A 24,970-nucleotide genomic window follows, 5' to 3' on the forward strand; every position below is an offset into this window, starting at 1 on the left:
ATTCATAAGTCTTCAGATAAGATAGATAATACCTCTCTACTTGTAATTAAGTATATCATTTGGTATATTATGAGATCATTAAGGATATTGTCTTTACATATAATTTACAATTTACACATCTAATACACAATGACAGGATATCTGAAGTAAATTTAGGAGGAGTAACGATGCGTTCGATTATTACACAAATCTGTAATGGTGTTCTTCATGGACAAAGCTATCAATCTGGTTCCAATGATTTAGATAAGGGTAATAGTGAAATCTTTGCATCCAGCCTCTTTGTACATTTGAATGAACAGGGCAAAGAAATTATAAAGCACAAGGATTCTGACGATAAAATAGTCATTGGATATACCAAAGATGGAATGGCTTTTCAAATAGTGGTGGATGGCTTTTATGGATGCGAACGTCAGGCTGTTTTTTCATTTATTGATAACTATGTACTCCCTTTAATTGATAACTTCTCCTTAGATCTCACCAGATACCCGGATTCAAAAAAAGTTACCGAATCACTCATTCATACTATTTACTCTTTGCGCAGCAAACATGCTCCATTGGCAGAGTTCACTATGTCTTTATGCGTAACTTATCAAAAGGATGAACAACTGTTTTGTGCTGGATTCGGCATTGGTGACACCGGAATAGCTATCAAACGAAACGAAGGAACAATTGAACAATTAGTTTGTCATACGGAAGTTGATGGATTCAAAGACGCATTTGACAACTATTCATCCGCCAATATCGACTTGGTCATTGAAAGAAATTCTGTCTTTAATACTAAAGTCATGCCCGGTGATGAACTAGTAGGATACACTTATGTTCCACCGATGTTAGAAATGACTGAAAAAGAGTTTGAAGTAGAAACTGTTGATGGCAAGAAAATAAATAAAAGAATTGTAAGACATCTAAATCTCGATCCTGGAAATTTTGATGACAAAGACCCCTTATTTTCTCAATTGCTACAAGTTGTAAAATCCAAACAAAAACAGCTGGTTGAACAAGCAAAAGAAACAGGACAAATCCAACGTTTTGGTGATGATTTTACAGTAGGAAGATTAGTCATTCCTGATCAGTTACTAATAAATCAATTAAGAATTCATGCTTTATCAATCGGAGTAAGTGATGGATTACTTTCATACATCAAGAATGAAAATGAAAACAAAGGTTTTCTTGGTATATATGGTTTCTTCACAGGAGCTGATAAAAATATAGAAAAAGCGACTCTTTATAAAAATCTCATCGCAAAATACCAAAATAATCATTTTATCTCTCTAATTATTCTTTCTGCTCTAGTCTCTGATAGTAAAACACCCCTAATGACTCAGTACTTAGTTGGCTATCTGGATTTCCCGTCGAAAGCATTACTTGCTAATAAAATTACAGAATTGCTTTTAAAAGAATTAGAAAATCCGGATATGAGAGAAATACTGGGTTCCAGATTAGCAACTGATGTTATAGAGGAATTAGAAACTAAAATTATTCGTTATATTCACAACCCAGCAGGCTCGGATATTCATTCAACGCTAAACCTTTGGACTGCAGATAAAATTAAGGCTGCAACTAACTCGAGTCTTACTATTTAAGTATTATAAGTTCATTATGAAAAGAAACTCATACGATATGATTTAACATATCCTTGAGTTCCTTTTTTATTTGGATAACAACGACCTTCATTGCTTTTTCAACTGATTTGGACAGCGTCGCATTAAAAGCAATGCTATCAATTTCAATCCCGTATAAAATGATATCCTCTGGCAAAGCATTAAGACTTTGACCTATTTGTAGTGCTTCTACAACCCCTATTTCATGGGTCGATAATCTATTTTGAAATGCAAAAATCTCGTTATTTTTTAAGCGATGGATTGTACCTATGGCGCATCCGGACTTTACAGCATCAATTAAAAAAACGACTTTGGCTGGATTCATCACTTCAATCAAACGAAGACCAGGCCGATCGTGAGACTCTATGCTCACCAGTTTACTAATGTATTGATCTTTGGACAATTCTGTCTTAAGACAATCGGCAAGCAAATATCCTACTTGATCATCACCAAAAGGTGAGCCTATGCCTAATATTTTTATAAGATTCATATTCTATCGATTTTTAAATTCAGAAAATGTGTAGAGCATGAAATACACGGATCATAATTACGAATGATCATCTCACTAAAATACCTGATCGCTTCTTCCTCCTGATTAAGGCCAAATTGTATTAAAGAATGCTTTAAATCTTCCTCAATACGCGCCTGATTTTGGCTGGTGGGAGGAACAATACGCGCTTGTAAAACCTGGCCGGTTTCATCAAAAACATAATGCTGCCACAGCATACCTCTGGGAGCCTCGGTACAACCTGCTCCTTCTCCTGCCTGAGGTTTGATTTCAGGACGAGATTGCTCTGGCAAGTCATATTGTTCCAGAATGCGGATAGCTTCCAAAACACAGTAGTACATCTCCACTGCTCGAGCAATAATACTATGGCACATATTCCGCGAAGGAAATTGAATATTCAAGCTTTGTAAAAGAAGATGAATGGGTGCTGGCAAATGCCCAAAACAATTATTAATACGGGCCAGAGGACCTACTAAATAAGGTTTATTTTGCAATAAACAGTGCAATGCATTGGAGTAATCCACATGATGCTCTTTGAAATAAGCATCAAATTCTTCTTTGGTTATATTTAATCCACGATCTGAAACAATCCTTCCCTCATTCATAGGATATTCAGTAGGGTGATAAAGCGAAACACTGGTAAAATCATGAGAATTATCGGGTAAGGATAAGCTCGCAAGCCAATGAATTAACGCTTCGCAATCCGAGATCCGTTCTTTTGCCTTGTCTAATATTAATTTGATTTGCGGATGGGAAGGCGCTTTATAAAAACCACCTACGCAAGCTCCTACTGGATGAACGGAACGCCCCCCTAACAATTTAATCAAATCATTACCAAAAGCCTGAATCCGCAACCCGCATTTCACCTCCTCTGGATATTTCCTTGCCATTTCAGGTGCTGATTGAAATCCTAAAAAATCAGGTAAAGCCAAAAAATAGACGTGCAAACTATGACTTTCCAGCCATTCGCCACAATAAAACAGGCGACGCATATCGCGAACCCAAGGAGTGGGACTTAGGTTAAAACATTGTTCTATAGCCTGGGTAGCACTCATTTGATAAGCAACAGGGCATATACCACAAATACGGGCTACAAAATCCAACACTTCATTGTAACTTCGACCCTCCAGAAATTTCTCAAATAATCTTGGGGGTTCATAAATTTTTAATTTTAATGTTTCAATTTTGCTATCCCGAATGCAAAGTTCAAGAGCCCCCTCTCCTTCCACCCGCGCCAAAATTGGAACATTAATTGAAATGTCTTTACCCATTGCTAATTTTAATTCCCTTAAAGTAATTTCCGGCTTGATTAAATGCAGGTGCCTGATTATTAATATGTAAAAACTGCCTGGCAATCGCTTCTTTGGTTAATCCGATAGATAAAAACCACTCTCCCAAAGAATTGGGATTAGCATTTTCTTTTGGCCCATAACAAGCATAGCATGCTCTGCCTAAAGTGGGGCAAAGCGACCCACAGCCTGTTTGAGTTACTGGCCCCATACAAGGTTGTTTTTTGGTCACCAGCACACACACATTCCCTTTTCGTTTGCACTCCATACATTCAGAATCTCTTTTTATTTTGGGAGTCGCATTAGATAATAAAAAACGAATCGCCTCCAATATCTGCCCGCTATTTACAGGACACCCCCATAACTCCCAATCCACTTTAACGTGATGCGCAATAGCCGTGGATGTAGTTAAAGTCTTGATATAATCCGGTGACGCATAAACACTGGCCATCCATTCCCTGGAGTCTGCAAAATTACGTAAGGCTTGTATACCGCCCGCTGTAGCGCAAGCACCTATGGTAATAAGGTATTGACTGTTTTCACGAATTTTACGTATTCGATGCTCTTCATCAGGAGTTGAAATACTGCCTTCCACAAATGCGATATCCACTTTCATATCCACATCCACCATACCTGCCTCTGCAAAATGCACAATTTCAACCAAGTCTGATAAAGTTAACAACGATTCACCCGCATTTAAAAATGCCAATTGACATCCATCACAAGAAGTAAATTTATATACAGCGATACGCGGTTTCATAGCGTTCCTCAGACACTTTAAAATCCAGATTCTTTGAATAACTCTTTAACTTGAGAATAAGCAAATACAGGACCATCTTTACACACGAATAAACCACCGTATTGACAATGACCACAATGACCAATTCCACATTCCATGTTTCTCTCCATACTGAGGTAGATGTCGTTTTCAAGAATCCCTTTTTGGGTAAACACTTTAACGGCTGTATTCATCATCATTTCAGGCCCACACATCATCACCACAGAGTTATCTGGTTGTATAATGATGTGGTCAATCAAGTCAGTCACATAACCAACACCCCAAGGCCATTTAGGACCAGCTTGATCTGCGGCTATATAAACTTCAGTATGATCTGATTTTTGCCATTTGGCATACTGCTTTCTAAAAATAAAATCCTCGCTGTGTTTTACTCCCTGCAAAATACTGAGCTTACCGTAATGACGTCGTCTTCCTAAAATATAATTGATAATGGAAACAGATGGAGCACAACCCAATCCCCCGGTTAGAACAATAATGTCTTTACCTATCGTTTTTTGTAGTGGCCAGCCTACTCCAAAAGGACCTCGTATTCCAAGACGATCACCAACCTGCAGTTTTTGCATGGCTTTGGTTACCCGCCCTACCGCTCGAATAGTGTGACTTAGAAAAGTTTTCTTTCTGGGATCTGAAACAATAGAAATAGCCACTTCACCGACCCCATAAAGGTATAGCATATTGAATTGACCAGGATAAAATTGAAATTGCTTATGATGTTCTTCATCAGTAAAGCGGAAGTGCAGAGTAAAAATTGAAGACGACTCCTGTGTACGTTGAATAATTTCAACTTCTTTTGGTAAATAAGGATCATAGACTACTTCATTCATTTTCTATTTTCCTTGCATTGGACTCGCCTGAAATTGCTGCCAACTCTTCGGTTATATCAATTCCCACAGGACACCAGGTCACACAACGTCCACATCCAACACAGCCGCTTGTATCAAATTGATCAAACCAGCTTCCTACCTTGTGAGTTAACCATTGCCTGTATTGCTTTTTTGTGTCATCACGAATAATTTTCCCATTGAGATAAGTATGACCCGTCGTAAAACAGGAGTCCCACTCTCTATGGTGTTCACTGGTACAACCATCCAGGCCTGGCTTTTCAACTTCACTATGACAAAAACAGGTTGGGCATACCAAAGTACAATTACCACAGGATAAACATCGTTCGGCCACGTCATCCCAACGGGTGTGATTTAAATTCGAAAACAGCAAATCTCGTAAATCCCTTTTATTGTCCAGAGGAATCCTCTTGGTTTGCAAGGCAGCGGCTTGTTTCACATTATTTTGGGCATCAGTACATTGAGCACTTTTTGCATCATGTAAATCCAGTTGATTCATAATCTTTTTGCCTTTATCACTACCTGCTTCCACAACAAATCCATCTTCAATTTCCGTCATAAGAATATCAAACGAATTGTTCACTGCAGGGCCAGTTCCAGCAGAAACACAAAAACAATTCGCAGAGGAATAGGTGCAATTCACTGCAACAACAAATAATTGCTCGCGCCTTCTTTTGTAACGAGGATCCGGCTTATTATTTTCTATAAAAACTTTATCTTGAATGCTCATCGCCGCTAAATCACAAGCGCGAGAACCGATAATGGCAACAGGTGTTTCATCTGGCTGATGTGGTTTAAAGCACAATTTTCCTTGTTCATCACGCTCAACCCTCCAAACAGTTTCCTGTGGCTTAAACAATAGAGGCTTTATTCCTTGAGGGCCATTGGCAAATGCAAAAGCTTTGCGTTCGGGAATTTGTTCCAATCGATAGCCACCTGGTTCTTGATGATCACGCATACCCCATGGTAATTGCTCAGCCCTGGTCAGGACATCATAAACAATCGCACCATCACGCACTTGAGGCCCCACACAGGAGTATCCAGCATTTTGCAAAGAGTCAATTAAATGTTGCAATTTATCATGAGGCAAAAAACAGTTCCTCTTGTCGTTCATCCTGGTCGTCCTTTCTTGTCGATCGTTATTACTTATTAACAGATTCTGGGCAATTGCTCTCCGGCCAGCCAATCCACAATTCGCAACCCGCCCAATTTTGTTTTCAGCTGAACAAAATAGCGATGATCTTCAATCACCTCACCAATGATTTCAGCATGTAAACCCAAGGGGTGCGCTTTCATAGCAGTTAATAGCCTCTCTGCCTTTTCAGAAGGGCAAACTGCTATTAATTTTCCTTCATTAGCAACATAAAGAGGATCAAGACCTAATAATTCGCACGCGCTAGCAACCTCGGTACGAATCGGAATTTTACTTTCATCAATAACAAACCCGACTTTGGATTGTAAGGCCAATTCATTCAGTGTCGTTGCAAGCCCTCCACGCGTTGGATCACGCAAGCAATGAAGTTCTGGAACTGCTTTCACCATCTCGCCGACAAGCCCATGCAAAGAGGCTGTGTCAGACTGCACTTTGGTCTGAAATTCCAGGTTATTGCGGTGCGCCATAATAGCTACCCCATGGTCCCCTATAAAACCGCTCACAATGATTTTGTCACCGGGTTTTGCTGCATCACCCGAAATATGAATTCCCGCAGGGACAATCCCTACTCCGGTTGTCGTAATAAAAATACCATCGCCTTTTCCTCGTTCGACAACTTTTGTATCGCCGGCAATGATGGCAACACCTGCTTGCCTGGCTGCATCAGCCATGGAATAAACGATTTTTCGCAAATCCTTAAGAGGAAACCCCTCTTCAAGAATAAAGCTGGCTGTCAAATACAAAGGTTTTGCCCCTGACATAGCCACATCATTAACAGTTCCATGCACTGACAAAGAACCAATGTCCCCGCCAGGGAAAAAAAGTGGGGAAATAACATGAGCATCGGTTGCCATGACCATACGTCCTGAAGGAACAATAAAGCAAGCCTGATCATTTTTCTGTGCCAACCATTCATTATCAAATGCGGTTAAAAATAATTGTTCAATTAGCTGAGCCATAGCACGTCCACCACTGCCATGGGTCAAATTGATAGTGCCTTCTTTAAAATTCAGCTTTGGCCCCGTTAATTTTTTAGTTATCAGGATTTCATTCATAAAGCATTAACCCGTCCATAAGCATAAACTGCTGCACAAGCTCCCTCCGATGAAACCATACAGGATCCTAAAGGATTTTCTGGCAAGCAAGCCTTGGCAAATAATTTGCAATCAGTTGGTTTTTTTACTCCTCTTAATACCTCACCACAAAGACATTGCTTATGTTCCTGCGCTGCACTCTCCGGTAATTCGAAACGCTGTTCAGCATCAAACTCAGAAAAAGACTCTTTGATCTTTAATGCGCTGGATGGAATAAAACCCAAACCACGCCATTCAAAACGATCGCGTATTTCCAGGACTTCGGCCATGATGCGTTGTGACAAAAGATTACCCTTACGATTCACTGCACGAGTGTATTGAATTTCCACATCACAACGCCCCTCATTCAATTGTTGAATTAACATCAGAATAGAATGCAACACATCCAACGGCTCAAACCCTGATATCACGATAGGTTTTTGGTATTTTTTACAAACTTGCTCATAAGGAAAACTCCCAATCACGATACTGACATGGGCTGGGCCAACAAAGCCGTCCAGGGCAACTTCATTGGCCTGCAGCAAACTATCCATAGCAATGGGAGTTAACACATGGTTACAAAATACACTGAAATTAGTGATGTTTAATTTTTTAGCTTGCTTAATGACAAAAGCAGTGGGAGGTGTTGTTGTTTCAAAGCCTATAGCAAAAAACACAACGTCTTTATCGGGGTTTTCCTGAGCGATTTTTAATGCATCATTCGCAGAATAGATCATCCTGACATCAGCGCCGCATGCTTTGGCGGTTAACAAACTTTTTTGTCCACTTCCCGGGACTCGCAGCATGTCAGCATAGCTGCACAGAATCACTTGCGGCATTGAGGCAAGCGCAATAGCCTTATCAATTCTCGCTATAGGCAAAACGCAAACAGGACAACCGGGGCCATGAATCATTTCAACATTGTTGGGAAGCAAACTTGGAATCCCATAACGATGAATAGCATGAGTATGGCCTCCACAAAACTCCATAAACTGATAATGTCTTTGCGGCTCTGCTGTTGCGATAATTTCATTGATAATGGCTTGTGCGTAAGCACCGTTACGAAACTCTTCTATGTATTTCACTTCAAGCCATCCTTTAGCATATGGGCAAACAAACTCAATGTTTTGTTTGCCTCTCTTTCATCCAGTTTTGTTAAGGCGAATCCTGCATGAATAATGACGTACTCTCCTTCAGAAACCTGCTCCAAAAGAACAGTGGAAATTTCCTTGGTGATCCCACCCAAATTAACGATTGCCTTGTTATCTTCCAAAACCTGATCAATTTGCGCTGGCAACGCTAAGCACATAAGCCACCCTTATTCTTTTATTCCAACAATCCATGCTTGACCTAGCGCAATTCCACCATCATTTGGTGGAAGCAATTTGGGCAACAGGGGTTTAATACCTGATTTAATTAATGAATTAATTAAGCCTTCCGCAAGAACCTGGTTTAAAAAACAGCCGCCACTCAATAGTAGCATGTGAATCCCTTTTTCTCGACAAATTCCTGTAACCCACTCGCTAAGACCTGCTATTAAAGTACCATGAAACAGATTGGCCCCTAACTGTTGCTCTGTCGTGTTTGCTATAAACTGTAAAGTAGGCCGCATGTCAAAAACATTGCCGTTTATCGTCCAGCCTTTGTTTAAGACTTGTGGATGAGTCACCATGCTTTCCAATCTCATGGCCGCATGACCTTCAAACAAGGAGAGCGATTCAACCCCTAAAAGAGCGCTGACCGCATCAAACAGTCGCCCACAACTGGTAGTCAGCGGACAATGAATCTTTTTTTCTAATAATTGCAGTAAAAATGGCGATTGGGGCTGCTCTTTAAACCGTTGCGAAATCTCATCCCCCCTTCCCAAAGTATGCAAAATTCCAGCAGCCATACGCCAGGGTTCTCTTGCAGCAAGTTCGCCTCCGGGCTGAGGAATAGGGAAAAAATGTCCAACGCGCTTAAATTCCGCTTTCTCCAGTAATAATAATTCGCCCCCCCAAGCTTCGCCATCAGAACCAAACCCATAGCCATCCAGAACCAATCCTAATACAGGCTCCTGAATTCCATGTTCTGCTACAACAGAAGCCAAGTGGGCATGATGATGCTGCACCCCGTAAGCAGATATATCATACTTTTGCGCCAATCTGCTGGTATAAAAATCAGGATGCCAATCATGAGCGATTCGTTCTGGTTTGACCGCAAGAAATTTTAATAAATGATTCAATGACTCATGAAAATACTCAATCGTCGCTTTATTGTTTAAACTGCCAATATGTTGTGAAACGAAAGCTTCTTCGCCACGAGTAATACAGAAGGTATTTTTAAGATGTCCTCCCAAGGCCACGGTAGGGGGAATTTCATAAGGCAATCTTAAAGGAGCAGGCACATAGCCGCGTGCCCGACGAATCAATACTGAAGTGTCATTAATCATGCGAACAACAGAGTCATCTGTGCGAGTAATGATTTCCCGATCATGAGAGACAATTTTATCGGCTATTGAAATTAAACCTTGCTCGGCCTTCTTATCATCAATAATGAGCGGTTCACCGCCTATGTTCGCACTGGTCACCACTAATACCATGGAATGATACTCATCCAGCCATTGGCAATAATCCGGGTTGCCAAGGAACGAATTAAAAAGCAAATAATGTAATGGAGTAGAAGGTAGCATGATACCGAAATGATTTAAGCCCGGAGCAATCTCATCCGGTAAAAGCGCTTTCTTTTTTCTTAACAAGACAATCGGCCTTTCTCTGCTTTCTAATACCACTCTGGCCTGGGGGCTTACTTCGGCAATTCTTTCTGCACTTTTCGCATTAACTACCATCAAAGCGAATGGTTTGGCCTCACGACTTTTTCTTAACCGCAATTGTGAAATAGCATCCTCATTTCGAGCATCACAAATTAATTGATATCCTCCCAAACCCTTTAAAGCAATAATTTCTCCATCCCGAATTCTTTGAGCTACCTTGTCGACTGATAGCGCGAGTTGCGGGCCACATTCACTACAGGCTGTAGGTTGCGCGTGATAGCGACGGTTATCAGGATTTAAATAGTCGGATTGACACGATTGACAAAGGGGAAACTGACTCATTGATGTTTGACAACGATCATAGGGCAGATTTCTGGTAATTGTGAACCTTGGACCACAGTGAGTACAATTTAAGAAAGGATAACGATAGTATCTGCTTTGAGGGTCAAATAATTCACCGAGGCATTCAGAACAAATGCAAACATCCGGAGTAATGACAGTATTTATTTTACCCTGCTGGCTATCAAGAATTTCAAAAGCTCTTTCGTTCGGAACAATTGGCAGTGAAGTGAACTCCAGGTTATGAATTGCTGCGAGAGGAGGTAATTGCTCTCTTAATTTCGGAATAAATTGTGATAAATAGTTGCCTTGAATTTCTATCAAAACACCTGATGCATTATTTTGTACAAAGCCAGTTAATTCCATTTGTTTGGCAAGCTTATAAACGCACGGTCTAAAACCAACCCCTTGCACTAGTCCTTGAATGCTAATTTGTACCCGTTCCAATTCCATGGGCTACCACTTTTTCTATGAAGAAGACTGGACATTCAACCTAAAAGAATGCAACAACCAATCGTGCCAATCCTTCAATCCAACACCATTAACCGCTGACAGGGTAATAATGTCTATGGATGGATTCGTGCGGCGTACATATTCCTTACATAAATCCAAATCAAAATTCACATGGGGTAATAAATCTGCTTTGGTTATCAGAAGCAAATCTGCTGAATGAAACATATCAGGGTATTTGAGCGGTTTATTCTCTCCTTCCGTCACAGAAAGAACTACTATTCTGAATTGCTCGCCCAGATGAAATGAAGCCGGGCAAACGAGATTACCCACATTTTCGATAAATAAAAGCGATTGCTTTTTTAGGGAAATATCTTGTATGGCGTGACTGATCATATGGGCATCCAAATGGCATACTTTTCCAGTATTAATTTGCCAGGCATCCCCTCCATGAGATTTTAGCATTTGGGCATCACAATTTGTTTGTTGATCACCTACTATGACTGCAATATCCATTTCCTTGCCAAGTTCGGAAATGGTTTTGGAAAGCAATGTTGTCTTCCCGGATCCAGGGCTTGACATCAAATTCAAAGCCAAAATTTTATGCCTGAGAAAATAATCCCGGTTATGAGCAGCAAATTCATTGTTTTGCGCTAAAATATTCTGCTCGATATCAACTGAATGTTCATGAGGCACAGAATGCTCATGGTGAGCAGCATGATGCCCATTATCCATGGTTTGACCTTTTTCTACTGAACATCCGCATATCCCGCACATTATTCCACCACCATTGATTTCACTTTTAATTCTTCACCTTTTGTCAGTGTTAAGGAATGATTGCCGCAAACCAGGCATTCATCATAATACTGTTTCATCGGTACAATTTGTTGACAAGAATTGCATATTGCTTCACCTGGGATTTCTACAATCGATAATTCTGCATTTTGTGCAATCGTCCCTTGAGTTATCACTTTAAAGCTAAAATTCAATGCGTGCTTATCGACTGCTACTAGCTGCCCTATTTCCAGCACTATTTTCTTTACCTTTCGGCATTTATTGCCAGTGGCTTGTTGCTTGATAATCTCGACAATACGCTTACATAACCATAATTCATGCATTTTTAGCCTGTTTAAAGCAATTTGCAGCAATTGATTATAGCAATACCTATGCTAAAAAAAGCAATGCCAAATCCTACTAATCTTGAGAAAAGTAATGAGAACCCATCAGCACGCCGAATCAAGCTTGCTACAAAAAATCCATTTAATCCATCCGACATCATCATTCCCAGCATAAAAACAAAACCTAATAACCCGGAAAATAGAAAACCTGATAAAGCACTGGCTGCAAGTGAAAACAATACAATTTGACTCATCGTATCAAAAGATAAGGCAAACAACGCACCAATGAAAAGAATCATAAGAGGATGTACATTGTTATCAGCAAGCTTCCTGAATAAATAACTCCTTAAGTTGGTTGGTATGATGGCAGAAGATGAATAATGAACCGTATTCCACAAAGTTAAAAACCCAAATAACAATAAACAGGTAACTGATACAATATTTCCCACTTCATTTAACCATTCAGGAGTACTCGCTGAAATAATACCCCCGCCAATGATCAAACTCACAATAATAACTACCAAACCATGGCCTAGTGAAAACAAAAAGCCAACCATGCGCGATAAAGAAGGTTTATAACGAACTGTGCGAGTTATCGCATCGATCGTTGCCAGATGATCCAAATCAAAACCATGACGCATCCCAAGCAAGAGAGCAGTTGAAATCAAAAACCAACCTGAATCGTTCATTAGTATGGGGCCATTATTAATGTTAAAGACTATGGACAATATACCAATACTTTCACTGTTTTTATAACCCTCAATGGACTCAACTTCCAAGAGTAGGTTAACATATGAAGCTATCTATCTTTTGTATGGTACATTAATACTCATTATGTCTAAAACTGCAAAACATAAAAAACTCATCTCTTGCGTTGTTCCTGTTTTTAATGAGGAAGTACTTATTGCTGAATTCATCGCCGCATTGGATAAAACTCTTAAGAGCATCACTTATCCTTATGAAATTCTACTGATAGATGATGGAAGCCAGGATAATACTTTCGCAATCATTCAAACATTAAGAAAAGAGTATTCTCTTCGTTGCATTCGTTTCAGTAGAAATTTCGGCAAGGAAAAAGCGCTCAGTGCAGGATTGGATCATGCGCGCGGAGATGCTGTGATCTTATTGGATAGTGATTTCCAACACCCGCTTGAATTATTAAGCGAATTTATCGCCAAATGGGAAGACGGTTATGACATGGTTTATGCCGTGAGGCAAAATCGTTCTGACGAATCATGGCTAAAACGAGTTTGCGCTAAAATTTTTTATCATCTCACTTCCAAAATAAACCGTATTAATATCCCGGCAAATGCAGGTGACTTTAGATTGCTCGATAGAAAAATTGTTAATGCACTACAAACCCTTCCCGAACGTAATCGCTTTATGAAGGGTTTATACAGCTGGGTCGGTTTTAAACAAATAGCCGTGCCATTTAATGTACACCCCCGTAAATCGGGTAGTTCACAATGGAGTTTTTATTCTTTACTGGATTTGGCAATTACTGGCATAACATCGTTTACTGCTTTTCCTCTAAGAATGATTTCCCTGGGAGGAATGGTGGTGGCAGCCCTGGCGCTTATTTATGCCGCCTGGATTGTATTAAGCACGCTAATCTTTGGCATTGAAACCCCTGGCTGGGCAACCATAGTCACTGCAATCAGTTTTTTTGGCGGATTGCAATTATTTGCTATCGGTGTAGTTGGCGAATACATAGGCCGTGTTTTTGATGAAGTGAAACACAGACCCCACTACATTATCGATGAGGAGTCCAGTTTTGATGACCACTGCTCTTAAATTATCCCATCGATTAATTTATTTTACTGGAGTAGGGATCTGCGCTGCTATCGTACATCTTTTGATCGTGTTCAATTTAGTCAATTTTCTAAATCTTCAACCTCTGCTGTCTAATGCTATTGCTTTTTTAATTGCATTCAATGTCAGCTATTTAGGTCATAAATATTTCACTTTTAATCAGCTACAAGATAAAAAACAATTAAGTTTGCCTCATTTTTTTCTAGTGGCAGCTTCTGCCGGCCTACTTAATGAAACACTATATTATCTGCTATTACGCTTCACAACGTTATATTATATTGCTGCCCTGGTTTTTGTTTTAAGTATCGTTGCAGTTTACAACTATCTTTTTTCAAGATTTTGGGCCTGTCGTTAAATTGACTTGGTATTCCTCACAATCTTGCATAAATTCATCACTCAAAAAATAATTTAGTTCCCTGGCTCTTGCCGCTGCAATAATATCACTATTGTCACCTTCACCAGGATGGCACATGATTAAGGTATTTGTCGGAACATTGTTTAACCATTGCCTGAATAAAGATCTGTAGTTCGTTCTGGCAGAAAAATCGTAAATCCCTGCAAAATAAGGATTGTGAGGAATATTTGTTTTCTTTAACTGGCTACTTAAAATTTTACCGCCAGTTATTCCCAGAATTTTTGTTTTTGCTTGATACCCTGACATGTTAACCGAAGGGTACGTGGAACGAATAAAAATACTCTTTCCCTTTAATCGCTGTTCATACATATCAATAATAATTCGCCTAATACCAGGAAACTGATGGATATGTTGATGACCATCAATAAAATCCGGCAACTTTCCCATGACTTTTATGAAATGATCCAATTGAGTATTCAATTCATCTGAGATTAATCTTGAATTCAAGATACCCAAATGCGATCTGATAAGTAATTCTCTTAAACCAAAACAAAGCTTGTCAGGATGAGATAGAAAATAACCTTCTGTGAGATTAAAATGCAAGCCAGTGCGAACCCCATTTTTCAAAGCCAATAAGTCTGGGGCATCGACATCAAAAGAACTGGCATTCACAATACAGCTTACTGCGGATAAGCGCTGTAAACGAGCCATTTTTAAAATACCCTGGGTAATACCATGATTAAGGCCAAAATCATCAGCGCACAAGAATATATTTTTCAGATCACTCATTAATAACTTCTAATTCCAAAAAAAATTGTAATATATTACTGCCCCTATCCTTATTTTGTAATAACCAAAATCATTATCTGATAATCTATATTATAGGGGTGATAGAAATTTAACTCCCTGCTCCACTTATTTTCTTAAAAGGATATATAGAATCAGCTGGGGATAACTAGGCTGTCTCAGGTTGTTGCGTTTTTGCAACAAACAGGCGAGTTGTCAGTAAATTAATACAAAGCCCACTAATCACCAGCAATCCGGCAACCAGCTTCCAGAGATAAAATGGTTCTCCCAAAATAAGGACAGAACTCAAAATACCCACAACTGGAACCAATAAAGTGAAAGGTACTACCATGCCAACTGGATAACGGCTTATCAACCAATTCCATACTCCATAACCAACCCAAGTTGAAATATAAACAATATAAAGCACGGAAAGAATGCCTTTCCAGGTCATATGTTCATAGGCAGTTACAAAGCTTTCAGGCCCTTCAAAAACCAGTGAAAGTATAAACATGGGCAAACAGGCAACAAAACTACTCCAAACAATCACAGCAATCAGATTAACAGAATGAATTTTTTTCGTAATGAGGTTGCCAATACCCCAGGAAGCCGCTGCAGCAAGAATACATAAAAACCCCATTAAAGACACATTGTGGTCGAAGTGTAAGGCCACTACACCAATGCCTATAAATGCAATCAAAGCCCCTATTATCTGCCCGACTTGGGGTTGTTCTCCTAAAAAGATTATTGCAAAAAACATACTGAAAAAGACTTGCACTTGCATGAGTAAAGAAGCCACTCCTGGAGTCATGCCCACACGCAAACCAATAAAAAGCAATGCAAATTGCAAGGCAAACATGATTAACCCATAACTAGCAATAATTTTAAAAGGTACAGCAGGAGGCTTGATAAAAAACACAGCCGGTACACTGGCTAAAAGAAATCTGACAGCGCAAAGAAGCAGTGGAGAAAATTCTTCAAGACTAAGCTTGACGAAAATAAAATTAATTCCCCAAACGAAAACAACCAATAAAGCTAACAAGAGATGGGCAAAAGGCATGACTGAAGTCAACTTTTATAAAAGTCTCTTTATTTTAACCCATAAACATAAAATATGCTAAGAAATCTTAATAATTGAGCAAATAAACAACAAATAATTTCGGCATATTGGCATGAATCCTAAAAAAATCATAGTATTATTGATATTTTTGGTTTTTAGCAAATCCGAATGTACTTTATTAATACTCTCTTAAGTTTTTTCTGCTAAATTTATGCTAAATTTAAAAAATATACTGACTTTATTTAGCTCACACTGGGGAATTAAATGGCCAAAACTATTACAAAAGACAGTTTTTTTCATAGTCGTTTACAACAATTTGTAGCTAATTCCCTTTTTCCAGCAGGGGCCGGTGATTGGTATAAAAACAAAGGCTACGGAAAAAAGGGCGAAGTTGATGACGAAGCTCCTTTTAGAGATTTCGTTGAAAAACAAAAAACCGATAAAAAATCACACTATTATAAAGAGTTTCAAGGCCTGGATTTAAGTCTGAAGAAAGTGAAAACAAAGCTGGTTTCTGGTGAATCCTGTCAGTTAGAAGTCATGAAATGCCAACCAGAGTCAAATGAACCTAAAAAACCTGGCACTGGCAAACATATTGTCTATTTTCCCGGGGCAAATACTTACTACCAAGCCTGTTTTCGCGATATCAGCACGGCTTGCAAAGAAACTGGAGCAACAGTACATGCTTTTAATTTCCCAGGGACAGGTCTCAGTTCAGGGAAGGTGAGAGAGGCAAATGACTTAATCAATGCCGGTATTTCTGTGGTATCTTCTTTGATTAAACAAGGCGTGCACCCGGACGACATCATTTTACAGGGTGATTGCTACGGAGCAAGCATTGCATTAGAGGTAAAAAAGCAATTAGAAGACCAGGCAGACATCAAAGTTCGTGCAATCATGAACAATGTTTTCAAGTCATTTAAAGCAGCCGTTTGCGATATGATTACCCAATCTCCATGGCTACCTAATATATTAAAAAGCATTGTTAAAAGATTGTTAGAATTTACCGGCTGGCATGTTACTCCGGGAAAAAAATATAAACATGCCGATCCTTACCAATGTCATATTCAACACTTGGGAGATCAAACGCTAGAATCGTCAACATTATCAGGTAAAGTCAGCAAATATCATCATGAAATACAAACTGGGCAAACCAAATCTCAAAAAAGGGCTCCCATTACCGATACTTGTCCAGAAGAGTATCGAAAGGATCGCGATGAGCTGGATAGGAAACATTATGTTCGAGTCAAAGAAAGCGCTAAAGAACGCCTTGCTTCCAAATTTGGAGTAGATAAATTTGGAAGGGTCAATGCTCACTTTGCCGATTTGTGTGAACTGGAAATGTTGGATGGGCAATCGGTGTATCAAGGCTTTGTCAATGACTATATTGCCAGATCGAATGCTTATATCGAAAAACACCCTCAAAAAGGTATTAAAGAAGTTCAGGATGATTTACGTAAATTACATTACCTGCAACCAGCTGATTCCATAGAGATTACTGAAGATGAAGCTCAGGATTTTAATACGGTAGTGGATCTTATTACGGAAGAACAACAACTAAGGCATGATCGATTCAACGATAATACAATAGGTAAAAGCATCTCTATGTAATTGAAAGTACTGACTGGCAGGACTATTCAGCTTTTGCCAGTCAGTTGCCTCGAACAAAATCCTTGTGCTTCAACGCCAAGGGCACTATTAAATTTACTGGACATATTCTGAAATGCAATCAGTGCTGTCAATTCAATGATTTCCTGTTCAGAATAATACAATTTCAATTGATTGAAGCACTCATCATCAGGACGTTGATAAGAATAAGTTACTTTTTCAGCATAATCCAATGCCGCTTTTTCTTCTGGTGAAAATAATGAGGAACTCCTCCATTTCGCCAGTTGTTTATACCGTGCTTCACTTCCAGCCCTTTTAATTAAAGTTGCTGAATTAATATCAACACAAAACGCACACCAGTTAATTTGAGAAACCCTGACAGTGATGAGAGAGCGTAATATTGGGGAAAGTGGTGATTTTTTTCTGTCTATCACGCCATACATAGCAGCAACTGCCAAAAATAACCTGGGAATTCTTGCCCAAATCAAAGCAGGTTCGAGTATTTGGCCGTATTTTCTTTTTTGATTCCAGAAGAATGGTTTTAAATACCAGGGAGTCTTCTTGATATTTTTTTCCAAAATTCTCATGCATAATTATCCTTTTTATGAATACTGAATTAATAGCATGGAATAAGAATGAAAGAAATTATTTTGGCAACCAGTAACCCTGGAAAAATAAAAGAATTAGAACAATTACTAGCCCCCACCATATGCATTCCCCAAGCCGACTTGGGTATATCCGATGCGGAAGAAACAGGATTAAGTTTTATAGAGAATGCCATTCTCAAAGCCCGTCATGCCAGCTCATTAGCCAATAAACCAGCTTTAGCCGATGACTCGGGGCTTGTAGTCCCCTCTTTAAATGGAGAGCCGGGTATCTATTCAGCACGCTATGCTGGAATAAAGGCAAATGACGAAGACAATATTCAACAATTGTTAAGTAAAATGGCTGATTTATCCCAAGAACAAAGACAAGCCTATTTTTTTTGCGCAATAGCGCTAATGCGACATGCCAAAGATCCAACACCGCTCATTGCCACAGGCGTATTTCATGGCCTTATTAGCGTGAAACCTTCAGGAACAAATGGCTTTGGGTATGACCCGGTATTTTATCTCAACGAATATCAATGCACAGCCGCTGAATTACCTGCTAAAATTAAAAATAGGATTAGCCATCGCGCAAAAGCTTTAAACCAATTACGCGCCCTTCTTCCAGATTAATATGAACAGTGAAGTAGATACTCTTTTTGCACAAGCCTATAAGCTTCAATATGAAGGCCATTTACCTCAAGCCATTAGCTTATATGAGCAGATACTTGCCCAATCACCCAAACATACAGAAACTCTGCATTTCCTGGGATTAACCTATGCCCAATTAGGTGATATGGAAAATGCCATTTTATATTTTTTGCAAGCCAGAAAAATTAATCCCAATGACGTTGGTATACTCAATAATCTCGCTAACGCTTATAAAAAGGCAGGTCAATTAGATGAGGCAATTAAATACTACCAGCAAGCCATTGAGATTAAACCAGAGTATGTCCAGGCTCATAATAATCTGGCAGCAACCTACGCATTACTCAACAATTACCAGAAAGCGTTGCATCATTATGTGATTGCAGTGAATACAGAACCTGACTTTAGCGCGGCTCACTTTAATTTAGGTTTATTACTTCTCAAAAATCAACAATTGTCTGCTGCCAAAACACAATTTAATAATGTGATAGCTCTAAATCCTCAGCACAGAGAAGCTCAATTTTACTTAGGTATTTTGCATTTGGAAGACAATTTACTCTCAGAGGCAGAACAGGCATTTCATAAAGTGTTAGAGCAAGATCATGAACATGTCCAATCCCTAATTAACTTAGGCGTGATCGCTTTGAAAAGAGAACAAAACCAATTAGCTGTTGATTATTTTACCAAAGCCTTGGCTTTGGATAATGAAGACATTGATGCACGTAATAATTTGGCAGCCACATTCATGCATCATGATCGATTTGAAAATGCGCTCATGCATTACGATGTTTTACTGAAAAAAGAACCCGACAATCTGGAGTATTTATACAATTCCGGAGTCGCTCAAATGGCATTGGGCCATCTCAATGAAGCCACCCTTTTGTTTGATCAGATTTTAACATTACAAAGTGATCACACCCCATCCTTGAATAATCTGGCCGCTATTTATTTAAAAATGGACATGCGAGAAACCGCGCGCGAATATCTTGAGCGCGCTCTGGCAATCAACCCCGATGATGTGATCAGCAGGCATATGCTGAATGCCATTACAGGGGCAACGAGCGTTAATACTACAGAAAAATATGCCCAAAATTTATTTAATAATTATGCCTTGTATTACGACCAACACATGCAAGGTGAATTACACTATAAGATTCCGCATCACATTGGCCGCCTCATCCACCAACTTCAACTTTTGCAAACCAGTCATTCTTTGGACTTGGGTTGTGGTACTGGATTAACAGGTATTGTGCTTCGTGAAATAAGCAAACACTTAACCGGAGTAGATATAGCAGAAAAAATGATAGCTCGAGCAAAGGAAAAAAATATCTATGATCTTCTGGTATGCTCGGAATTAATCGATTTTTTAAGAAAAGATAAAAACGATTACGATTTAGCGGTCGCTGCAGACGTCCTACCCTATTTTGGTAATCTGGATGATATTTTTAATTCCATCAATCAACATCTGAAGCAAGAAGGGTATTTTATTTTCACTACCGAAATCAGCACAACAACTCCGTGGAAACTGGAAAGCAGCGCTCGATTTAGCCATCAACCCGAATACATAGAGAGCTTAATCAATAAATACCAATTTCATCTTATCAAACAAGAGAAAATACCAGGCCGAACACAAAACAAACAAGTGCTGGAAGTCATGTTGTATTGCATACAGAAATCAACCTCTTGTTTTGTTTCCAACTGAACTTACGCCCCCCTAATCACTTTGTTAAAAAAAACCGTTCACAGGATATGTAATTAGGGAATACCAAGTGTTCTGTCTTTCCCGCGAAGGCGAATCTATCAATAAAATTAGCATATAGTTTTTATTTTTAGACGGTTTCCCGCCTTCGCGGGAAGGACCACTCAAATAAATAGGATTATAAACAGAAAAGACTGCATTCCCAATGAACGGTTGTATTAAAAAATAAACTTTTATCTAGGCTTTTTCGTGAGTTCTGTCCAAATCTGGCAAACTCTGAAAAGGATAACTCTATATTGGATTTTTCATATTCTTAAACACTAAAATGGCAAATCCAACTCAGAATCCAAGCGCTGAATTTGTTTCTTAAACAAATATTGAATTTGCTCCAGATGATCTTTATCTGTCGCCTCAAAACGTGCGACCAGACAAGGAGTTGTGTTTGATGCTCGTAACAATCCCCATCCATTTGGAAATTCAACACGCAAACCATCAATATTCAAAATCCTACCTTCAGGGAAATCAGCCTGCTCACTAAAACGCTGAATAAAATCAAATTTTTCTTCATCAGTAATCGCTATTTTTATTTCAGGTGTATTGACACTATTAGGGATCAACTCAAATTGTTCACTGACAGTCAAATGGGAAAAACTGATAATCTCTAACAATCGGCATGCGCTATATAAAGCATCGTCAAATCCATACCAGCGATCTTTAAAAAACAGATGCCCGCTCATTTCGCCAGCCAAGATGGCTTGTTCTTTTTTCATCACCGCTTTCACAATTGAATGGCCAGTGGGGCACATTCTGGCAACACCGCCTGCTGCCTGGATTTCTTTCTCCAAATGACTGGAGCACTTCACATCAAACACAACAGTAGCACCTGGATTACGACTTAAAATCTCTCGTGAGTAAAACATCATTAAACGATCAGGCCAAATCACTTCGCCTTTATTTGTCACTAGGCCAAGTCTGTCAGCATCCCCATCAAAGCCCAAACCAATATCAGCTTGATGATTTGCCACAGCCGCTTTTAAATCAACTAAATTAGCTTCTATTGAAGGGTCAGGATGATGATTGGGAAATCGACCATCCACTTCACAATACAGGGGAATGACTTCACAGCCTAATTTTGAAATAGCCCTGGGAATAATTGGACCCGCCACACCATTTCCACAATCAACAACTACTTTTAAAGGGCGCTTCAATTGAATATCGCTCACGATACGCTGAATGTAGCCTTCTATCACATCAAAAGCCGTTTCTGTGCCACGAACAGCTGACTGTTTGACTTCACCCAGCAAAGCATAAAGTGTATCTATTTCATCTTGAATTAATGTTTTTCCAGCCAATACTAACTTGATACCATTATAATCAGCAGGATTATGACTTCCGGTAACCATCAATCCAGAATCAATCCCTTGCGTATGGGTAGCATAATACATGACAGGTGTCGCCACAGCACCAAGATCAAGGATATCTATCCCACTGTCTAGCAAACCCTCTTTCAAGGCCGTAGCCAATGCATGACTGGTCAGACGTCCATCACGAGCTACAAATATTTGTCGACGATTTAATTTTTGTAAATAACGTGCAATAGCTAAACCAATGTTATAAAAAGAATTCTCATCCAGTTCTTTACCGATAATCCCCCTAATGTCATAGGCACGAAAGACAGAGCGGGGAATTTGTTTTTGTTGATAGGTCATTTAATATCTCCCGGAACTACCAAAACCACCTTCTCCTCTGGAGCTTTCTGTAAATTCATTGACCACCTCAAAAGAAGCCTGTACAACCGGGATAAAAACTAATTGAGCAATTCTATCACCAGGATTAACAGTAAAATGTTCCTGGCTCCTGTTCCAACAAGAGATTTTTAATTCTCCTTGATAATCGGAGTCAATCAGCCCTACAAGGTTTCCTAAAACAATACCATTTTTGTGGCCTAAACCTGATCTTGGCAAAATCACTGCCGCCAGCTTTGGATCGGCAATGTAAATAGCAATGCCGGTGGGCAGCAATACTGTTTGCTGAGGTGCTACTTGCATAGGCTCCGAGATACAGACCCTTAAATCCAGACCAGCGGACCCATCAGTGGCATAGGCAGGCAATGGAATGGTATCTCCTATCCTTGAATCCAGAATTTTTAACTGAATAACTTGATGCATAATAATTCTCAATCGTTTTATTGCGCCTAATTTTGCAGACTTGCAGCAAGGATTGCAATAATTTGGCCTGCCAGGCGTGTTTTATGGGTTAATGGCAGCTCTATTTGTTTGTTTTTTGTAATCACTGTTACTTGATTTACATCACTTTCGAATCCCATTCCATTACCTACCTGATTGGCGATAATCATATCCAGTTTTTTATTTTTCATTTTTTCTTTTGCATAGGAAATCACATCAGTTGTTTCAGCTGCAAACCCAACAACAAAGGAAGCTTTACCACTTTTAGCTACTTCAGAAAGAATATCTGCATTTCTAACAAGCTGGAGAGTGAGTTCAGAGTTTTCATTTTTTTTCATTTTTTCCGAAGCAGGATTCAGCACTCTATAATCTGATACTGCGGCTGTTCCAATAAATACATCTCCCTGTTGTACATGTCTGTTCACTTCTTCCAGCATCGATTGTGCAGACTCCACTCTTATGACCTCGATGTCCGAAAACGTTTGTAAATGACAAGGACCACTAATTAATGTCACTTGTGCGCCTGCCATAGCGGCGGCTTCAGCCATTGCAAAACCCATCTTCCCTGAACTGTAATTGCTTAAATAACGAACTGGATCAATCGACTCGCGAGTAGGGCCTGCAGTAATCACAATTCGTTTGCCATGCAATAGTTGATTCACATCCAGTAAGCGCAAGGTATTCACAATTTGATCCGCCTCGCTGACTCTTCCCAATCCATGTTCCCCACAGGCCTGGGAGCCTTCTTCAGGCCCGACAAAAAACACACCTCGTTCTTTTAACAATTCACAATTTGCCTTGGTTGCTGGATGTGCCCACATGCTTCTGTTCATGGCAGGACAAACAATAACTGGCGTTTCAGTAACGAGATATAATGTTGAAAGCAAATCATCAGCAAGACCTTGAGCCATTTTAGCAAGACAATTTGCAGACGCAGGAGCAATGAGCAAATAATCTGCCCATCTGGCTAATTCAATATGTCCCATAGCCCGTTCAGCTTGAGTGTCGAATAAATCAATCCTCACTTCATTGCCTGATAATGCCTGCATCAATAAAGGGTTAATGAACTGTTGTGCTGAATGAGTCATGACAACCCTCACATCGGCCCCCAAACGAGTTAACTCTCTAACCAGATGAGCAGATTTATAAGCAGCAATGCCGCCACAAACACCAAGTAGAATTTTTTTATTAATAAAATCTTGCATGGATCGCCATTTTTGATAAGAATAACCCCGATCAAAGCACAAACTTCGCAATAAAGGAATATAAAAGGAATACAAAATGATGGTTGCCCATACAGCGCAGCAACTTGACTTGCGCGAAAAACTACTTACTAATGGAGTACATAGCCTCTCTGATATTGAATTGTTAGCCGTTTTCATCAGTTCGGGTAACAATAAAAAATCTTGTTTGCAACTAGCCTATGAGCTCACCAAACACTTGGGAAATTTACGTAATATCCTCAATGCTGATCTGCAAAGCTTTAAATCAATCCATGGATTAGGAGAGGTTCGTTATGCACAACTTCAGGCTGCGAAAGAAATATGTCATCGAAGTGATTTTATTCATCTGCAAAAAGAAATCCGGTTATCTAACACACAACAAACTTATGCTTTTTTAAAAAAACGACTGCGAGACTACAAAAATGAAACTTTTGCCGCACTCTTTCTGGATAACCAACACCGAATTATTGCTTATGAAGAATTATTCTCAGGAACCATCAACACGGCAACAGTCTATCCCAGACCGATTGTAGAACGTGTATTGCAATTAAATGCTGCTGCTTTAATTCTGGCACATAATCATCCCTCGGGCTTGTCTGATGCAAGCCAGCAAGATTTAGCCATTACAGAACGCATTCGAGATGCTCTGGATTTGGTAGATGCCCGGTTACTGGATCACATTGTCATTGGGGATAATGAAGTGTATTCCATTTTTGCTGAGAACAAATGGGTATGTAACTAGTTCCCGTCCCTATCATTTGAGTTAATGGATTAAAAATGCTCCAACCTTTTATTACAGATTTTATAAAAAATAGTTCGTTTCAATTTATTTTTGTAATGGGATTAGTTTCTGACATCACCGTAGCCGGGACGATAAAACACATAGTAGTTCTCTTTGGATTCCCCTATTTAAGCTCTGTTGTTCTTTATTGTCTAATGAAGCGTAAAAAAGCAACCGTTAAAGCAAGAATCAGTGAGCAATACCGGCCAAAACAGAAAAAAATTAGTAGATGAATTCTTAAGGTTTTCTTAAGGTTTAGTTAATACTTGGTGGTTATAATGGCACAAAGTGTTGTTTTAGG

Annotated in this window: 26 protein-coding genes; 8 read left to right on the plus strand and 18 right to left on the minus strand. The window is 39.4% G+C overall.

What is annotated here, in order from left to right; genetic code table 11:
• The first annotated feature begins 59 nt into the window (after window positions 1-59).
• Entirely contained in the window at window positions 60-1,583 is a 1,524-nt protein-coding gene (gene sidD, locus LPG_RS12425; protein ID WP_010948167.1) for a T4SS effector deAMPylase SidD, read from the plus strand.
• Window positions 1,584-1,611: 28 nt separating this feature from the next.
• On the opposite strand, the gene LPG_RS12430 is transcribed toward sidD, so the two are convergent.
• The 12 genes from LPG_RS12430 to LPG_RS12485 are packed head-to-tail and all read right to left on the minus strand — an operon-like array spanning window position 1,612 to window position 12,613.
• Window positions 1,612-2,091, minus strand: a complete 480-nt coding sequence (locus tag LPG_RS12430; RefSeq protein WP_010948168.1) for a hydrogenase maturation protease — start codon at window positions 2,089-2,091, stop codon at window positions 1,612-1,614.
• Entirely contained in the window at window positions 2,088-3,380 is a 1,293-nt protein-coding gene (locus LPG_RS12435; protein WP_010948169.1) for a Ni/Fe hydrogenase subunit alpha, read from the minus strand. Before LPG_RS12435 ends, LPG_RS12430 begins: the two co-directional genes overlap by 4 nt.
• Window positions 3,373-4,158, minus strand: coding sequence for a sulfhydrogenase subunit delta (locus tag LPG_RS12440; RefSeq protein WP_010948170.1), 786 nt, complete (start codon window positions 4,156-4,158; stop codon window positions 3,373-3,375). Before LPG_RS12440 ends, LPG_RS12435 begins: the two co-directional genes overlap by 8 nt.
• 17 nt (window positions 4,159-4,175) lie before the next feature.
• On the minus strand, window positions 4,176-5,021 hold the full coding sequence (locus tag LPG_RS12445) for an FAD/NAD(P)-binding protein (protein WP_010948171.1): 846 nt from the start codon (window positions 5,019-5,021) through the stop codon (window positions 4,176-4,178).
• Window positions 5,014-6,153, minus strand: coding sequence for a sulfite reductase subunit A (locus LPG_RS12450; RefSeq protein ID WP_016357016.1), 1,140 nt, complete (start codon window positions 6,151-6,153; stop codon window positions 5,014-5,016). Before LPG_RS12450 ends, LPG_RS12445 begins: the two co-directional genes overlap by 8 nt.
• Window positions 6,154-6,188: 35 nt before the next feature.
• Complete coding sequence (gene hypE / locus LPG_RS12455) at window positions 6,189-7,247, minus strand: hydrogenase expression/formation protein HypE (protein WP_010948173.1); 1,059 nt, start codon at window positions 7,245-7,247, stop codon at window positions 6,189-6,191.
• A complete protein-coding gene (hypD, locus tag LPG_RS12460; RefSeq protein ID WP_010948174.1) occupies window positions 7,244-8,350 on the minus strand; it encodes a hydrogenase formation protein HypD in 1,107 nt (368 codons plus the stop codon). Before hypD ends, hypE begins: the two co-directional genes overlap by 4 nt.
• Window positions 8,347-8,574 (minus strand): HypC/HybG/HupF family hydrogenase formation chaperone, encoded by a 228-nt coding sequence (locus LPG_RS12465; protein ID WP_010948175.1) that lies wholly within the window; start codon window positions 8,572-8,574, stop codon window positions 8,347-8,349. Before LPG_RS12465 ends, hypD begins: the two co-directional genes overlap by 4 nt.
• A 9-nt stretch (window positions 8,575-8,583) precedes the next feature.
• Window positions 8,584-10,809 (minus strand): carbamoyltransferase HypF, encoded by a 2,226-nt coding sequence (gene hypF / locus LPG_RS12470; RefSeq protein WP_010948176.1) that lies wholly within the window; start codon window positions 10,807-10,809, stop codon window positions 8,584-8,586.
• Window positions 10,810-10,824: 15 nt separating this feature from the next.
• Window positions 10,825-11,583, minus strand: a complete 759-nt coding sequence (gene hypB, locus LPG_RS12475; protein ID WP_010948177.1) for a hydrogenase nickel incorporation protein HypB — start codon at window positions 11,581-11,583, stop codon at window positions 10,825-10,827.
• On the minus strand, window positions 11,583-11,924 hold the full coding sequence (gene hypA / locus LPG_RS12480) for a hydrogenase maturation nickel metallochaperone HypA (RefSeq protein ID WP_010948178.1): 342 nt from the start codon (window positions 11,922-11,924) through the stop codon (window positions 11,583-11,585). The genes hypB and hypA overlap by 1 nt, the downstream gene beginning before the upstream one ends.
• Before the next feature lie 11 nt (window positions 11,925-11,935).
• Entirely contained in the window at window positions 11,936-12,613 is a 678-nt protein-coding gene (locus LPG_RS12485) for a HoxN/HupN/NixA family nickel/cobalt transporter (RefSeq protein WP_015444063.1), read from the minus strand.
• 145 nt (window positions 12,614-12,758) lie between these two features.
• On the opposite strand from LPG_RS12485, the gene LPG_RS12490 reads away from it, so the two are divergent.
• Window positions 12,759-13,718: a glycosyltransferase family 2 protein gene (locus LPG_RS12490; RefSeq protein ID WP_015444062.1), complete on the plus strand. Its 960-nt coding sequence runs from the start codon at window positions 12,759-12,761 to the stop codon at window positions 13,716-13,718.
• Window positions 13,702-14,091 (plus strand): GtrA family protein, encoded by a 390-nt coding sequence (locus tag LPG_RS12495; RefSeq protein WP_015444061.1) that lies wholly within the window; start codon window positions 13,702-13,704, stop codon window positions 14,089-14,091. Before LPG_RS12490 ends, LPG_RS12495 begins: the two co-directional genes overlap by 17 nt.
• Here the strand turns inward: LPG_RS12495 and LPG_RS12500 are convergent.
• Window positions 14,068-14,880, minus strand: a complete 813-nt coding sequence (locus tag LPG_RS12500; RefSeq protein WP_010948182.1) for a ChbG/HpnK family deacetylase — start codon at window positions 14,878-14,880, stop codon at window positions 14,068-14,070. The two genes, LPG_RS12495 and LPG_RS12500, sit on opposite strands and share 24 nt — an antisense overlap.
• Before the next feature lie 166 nt (window positions 14,881-15,046).
• A complete protein-coding gene (locus LPG_RS12505; RefSeq protein ID WP_015444060.1) occupies window positions 15,047-15,937 on the minus strand; it encodes an EamA family transporter in 891 nt (296 codons plus the stop codon).
• Window positions 15,938-16,201: 264 nt separating this feature from the next.
• Between LPG_RS12505 and sdbB the strand changes: the two genes are divergently transcribed.
• Window positions 16,202-17,548, plus strand: coding sequence for a Dot/Icm T4SS effector SdbB (gene sdbB, locus LPG_RS12510; RefSeq protein WP_010948184.1), 1,347 nt, complete (start codon window positions 16,202-16,204; stop codon window positions 17,546-17,548).
• Window positions 17,549-17,574: 26 nt separating this feature from the next.
• Here the strand turns inward: sdbB and LPG_RS12515 are convergent, their stop codons facing one another.
• Complete coding sequence (locus LPG_RS12515) at window positions 17,575-18,132, minus strand: carboxymuconolactone decarboxylase family protein (RefSeq protein ID WP_010948185.1); 558 nt, start codon at window positions 18,130-18,132, stop codon at window positions 17,575-17,577.
• A 48-nt stretch (window positions 18,133-18,180) separates the two neighbouring features.
• Between LPG_RS12515 and rdgB the strand changes: the two genes are divergently transcribed.
• Both rdgB and LPG_RS12525 read left to right on the plus strand, forming a co-directional pair.
• On the plus strand, window positions 18,181-18,765 hold the full coding sequence (gene rdgB / locus LPG_RS12520; RefSeq protein WP_010948186.1) for an RdgB/HAM1 family non-canonical purine NTP pyrophosphatase: 585 nt from the start codon (window positions 18,181-18,183) through the stop codon (window positions 18,763-18,765).
• Window position 18,766: 1 nt separating this feature from the next.
• On the plus strand, window positions 18,767-20,482 hold the full coding sequence (locus tag LPG_RS12525; protein ID WP_010948187.1) for a tetratricopeptide repeat protein: 1,716 nt from the start codon (window positions 18,767-18,769) through the stop codon (window positions 20,480-20,482).
• Between the two features lie 317 nt (window positions 20,483-20,799).
• On the opposite strand, the gene LPG_RS12530 is transcribed toward LPG_RS12525, so the two are convergent.
• From LPG_RS12530 to coaBC, 3 genes are read right to left on the minus strand one after another with little or no spacing between them, the layout of a single operon-like run.
• Entirely contained in the window at window positions 20,800-22,188 is a 1,389-nt protein-coding gene (locus tag LPG_RS12530) for a phosphomannomutase/phosphoglucomutase (RefSeq protein WP_010948188.1), read from the minus strand.
• Window positions 22,189-22,647, minus strand: coding sequence for a dUTP diphosphatase (dut, locus tag LPG_RS12535; protein WP_014842515.1), 459 nt, complete (start codon window positions 22,645-22,647; stop codon window positions 22,189-22,191).
• A 26-nt stretch (window positions 22,648-22,673) separates the two neighbouring features.
• Entirely contained in the window at window positions 22,674-23,870 is a 1,197-nt protein-coding gene (coaBC, locus tag LPG_RS12540) for a bifunctional phosphopantothenoylcysteine decarboxylase/phosphopantothenate--cysteine ligase CoaBC (protein ID WP_015444059.1), read from the minus strand.
• Between the two features lie 76 nt (window positions 23,871-23,946).
• Here coaBC and radC point away from each other — a divergent pair, with 76 nt between their 5' ends.
• Both radC and LPG_RS12550 read left to right on the plus strand, forming a co-directional pair.
• The gene (gene radC / locus LPG_RS12545) at window positions 23,947-24,630 is read left to right on the plus strand and encodes a RadC family protein (RefSeq protein WP_010948191.1); all 684 of its coding nucleotides are present in this window, start codon (window positions 23,947-23,949) and stop codon (window positions 24,628-24,630) included.
• A 35-nt stretch (window positions 24,631-24,665) separates the two neighbouring features.
• A complete protein-coding gene (locus LPG_RS12550) occupies window positions 24,666-24,902 on the plus strand; it encodes a hypothetical protein (RefSeq protein WP_015444058.1) in 237 nt (78 codons plus the stop codon).
• The last annotated feature ends 68 nt before the right edge of the window (window positions 24,903-24,970 follow it).

The organism is Legionella pneumophila subsp. pneumophila str. Philadelphia 1 (assembly GCF_000008485.1).
Classification (GTDB): Bacteria; Pseudomonadota; Gammaproteobacteria; order Legionellales; family Legionellaceae; genus Legionella; species Legionella pneumophila.

Excerpts from the sequence above, each read along its gene's own strand:
- LPG_RS12435 (WP_010948169.1), bottom strand. The coding sequence starts at position 3,380 with ATGGGTAAAGACATTTCAATTAATGTTCCAATTTTGGCGCGGGTGGAA.
- hypA (WP_010948178.1), bottom strand. The coding sequence starts at position 11,924 with ATGCATGAATTATGGTTATGTAAGCGTATTGTCGAGATTATCAAGCAA.
- LPG_RS12430 (WP_010948168.1), bottom strand. The coding sequence starts at position 2,091 with ATGAATCTTATAAAAATATTAGGCATAGGCTCACCTTTTGGTGATGAT.
- coaBC (WP_015444059.1), bottom strand. The coding sequence starts at position 23,870 with ATGCAAGATTTTATTAATAAAAAAATTCTACTTGGTGTTTGTGGCGGC.
- LPG_RS12490 (WP_015444062.1), top strand. The coding sequence starts at position 12,759 with ATGTCTAAAACTGCAAAACATAAAAAACTCATCTCTTGCGTTGTTCCT.
- hypE (WP_010948173.1), bottom strand. The coding sequence starts at position 7,247 with ATGAATGAAATCCTGATAACTAAAAAATTAACGGGGCCAAAGCTGAAT.
- rdgB (WP_010948186.1), top strand. The coding sequence starts at position 18,181 with ATGAAAGAAATTATTTTGGCAACCAGTAACCCTGGAAAAATAAAAGAA.
- LPG_RS12450 (WP_016357016.1), bottom strand. The coding sequence starts at position 6,153 with ATGAACGACAAGAGGAACTGTTTTTTGCCTCATGATAAATTGCAACAT.
- LPG_RS12515 (WP_010948185.1), bottom strand. The coding sequence starts at position 18,132 with ATGAGAATTTTGGAAAAAAATATCAAGAAGACTCCCTGGTATTTAAAA.
- LPG_RS12530 (WP_010948188.1), bottom strand. The coding sequence starts at position 22,188 with ATGACCTATCAACAAAAACAAATTCCCCGCTCTGTCTTTCGTGCCTAT.
- sdbB (WP_010948184.1), top strand. The coding sequence starts at position 16,202 with ATGGCCAAAACTATTACAAAAGACAGTTTTTTTCATAGTCGTTTACAA.
- LPG_RS12550 (WP_015444058.1), top strand. The coding sequence starts at position 24,666 with ATGCTCCAACCTTTTATTACAGATTTTATAAAAAATAGTTCGTTTCAA.
- LPG_RS12465 (WP_010948175.1), bottom strand. The coding sequence starts at position 8,574 with ATGTGCTTAGCGTTGCCAGCGCAAATTGATCAGGTTTTGGAAGATAAC.
- LPG_RS12505 (WP_015444060.1), bottom strand. The coding sequence starts at position 15,937 with ATGCCTTTTGCCCATCTCTTGTTAGCTTTATTGGTTGTTTTCGTTTGG.
- LPG_RS12440 (WP_010948170.1), bottom strand. The coding sequence starts at position 4,158 with ATGAAACCGCGTATCGCTGTATATAAATTTACTTCTTGTGATGGATGT.
- LPG_RS12495 (WP_015444061.1), top strand. The coding sequence starts at position 13,702 with ATGACCACTGCTCTTAAATTATCCCATCGATTAATTTATTTTACTGGA.
- hypF (WP_010948176.1), bottom strand. The coding sequence starts at position 10,809 with ATGGAATTGGAACGGGTACAAATTAGCATTCAAGGACTAGTGCAAGGG.
- LPG_RS12485 (WP_015444063.1), bottom strand. The coding sequence starts at position 12,613 with ATGAACGATTCAGGTTGGTTTTTGATTTCAACTGCTCTCTTGCTTGGG.
- LPG_RS12500 (WP_010948182.1), bottom strand. The coding sequence starts at position 14,880 with ATGAGTGATCTGAAAAATATATTCTTGTGCGCTGATGATTTTGGCCTT.
- radC (WP_010948191.1), top strand. The coding sequence starts at position 23,947 with ATGATGGTTGCCCATACAGCGCAGCAACTTGACTTGCGCGAAAAACTA.
- LPG_RS12445 (WP_010948171.1), bottom strand. The coding sequence starts at position 5,021 with ATGAATGAAGTAGTCTATGATCCTTATTTACCAAAAGAAGTTGAAATT.
- LPG_RS12525 (WP_010948187.1), top strand. The coding sequence starts at position 18,767 with ATGAACAGTGAAGTAGATACTCTTTTTGCACAAGCCTATAAGCTTCAA.
- dut (WP_014842515.1), bottom strand. The coding sequence starts at position 22,647 with ATGCATCAAGTTATTCAGTTAAAAATTCTGGATTCAAGGATAGGAGAT.
- hypB (WP_010948177.1), bottom strand. The coding sequence starts at position 11,583 with ATGTGCGGGATATGCGGATGTTCAGTAGAAAAAGGTCAAACCATGGAT.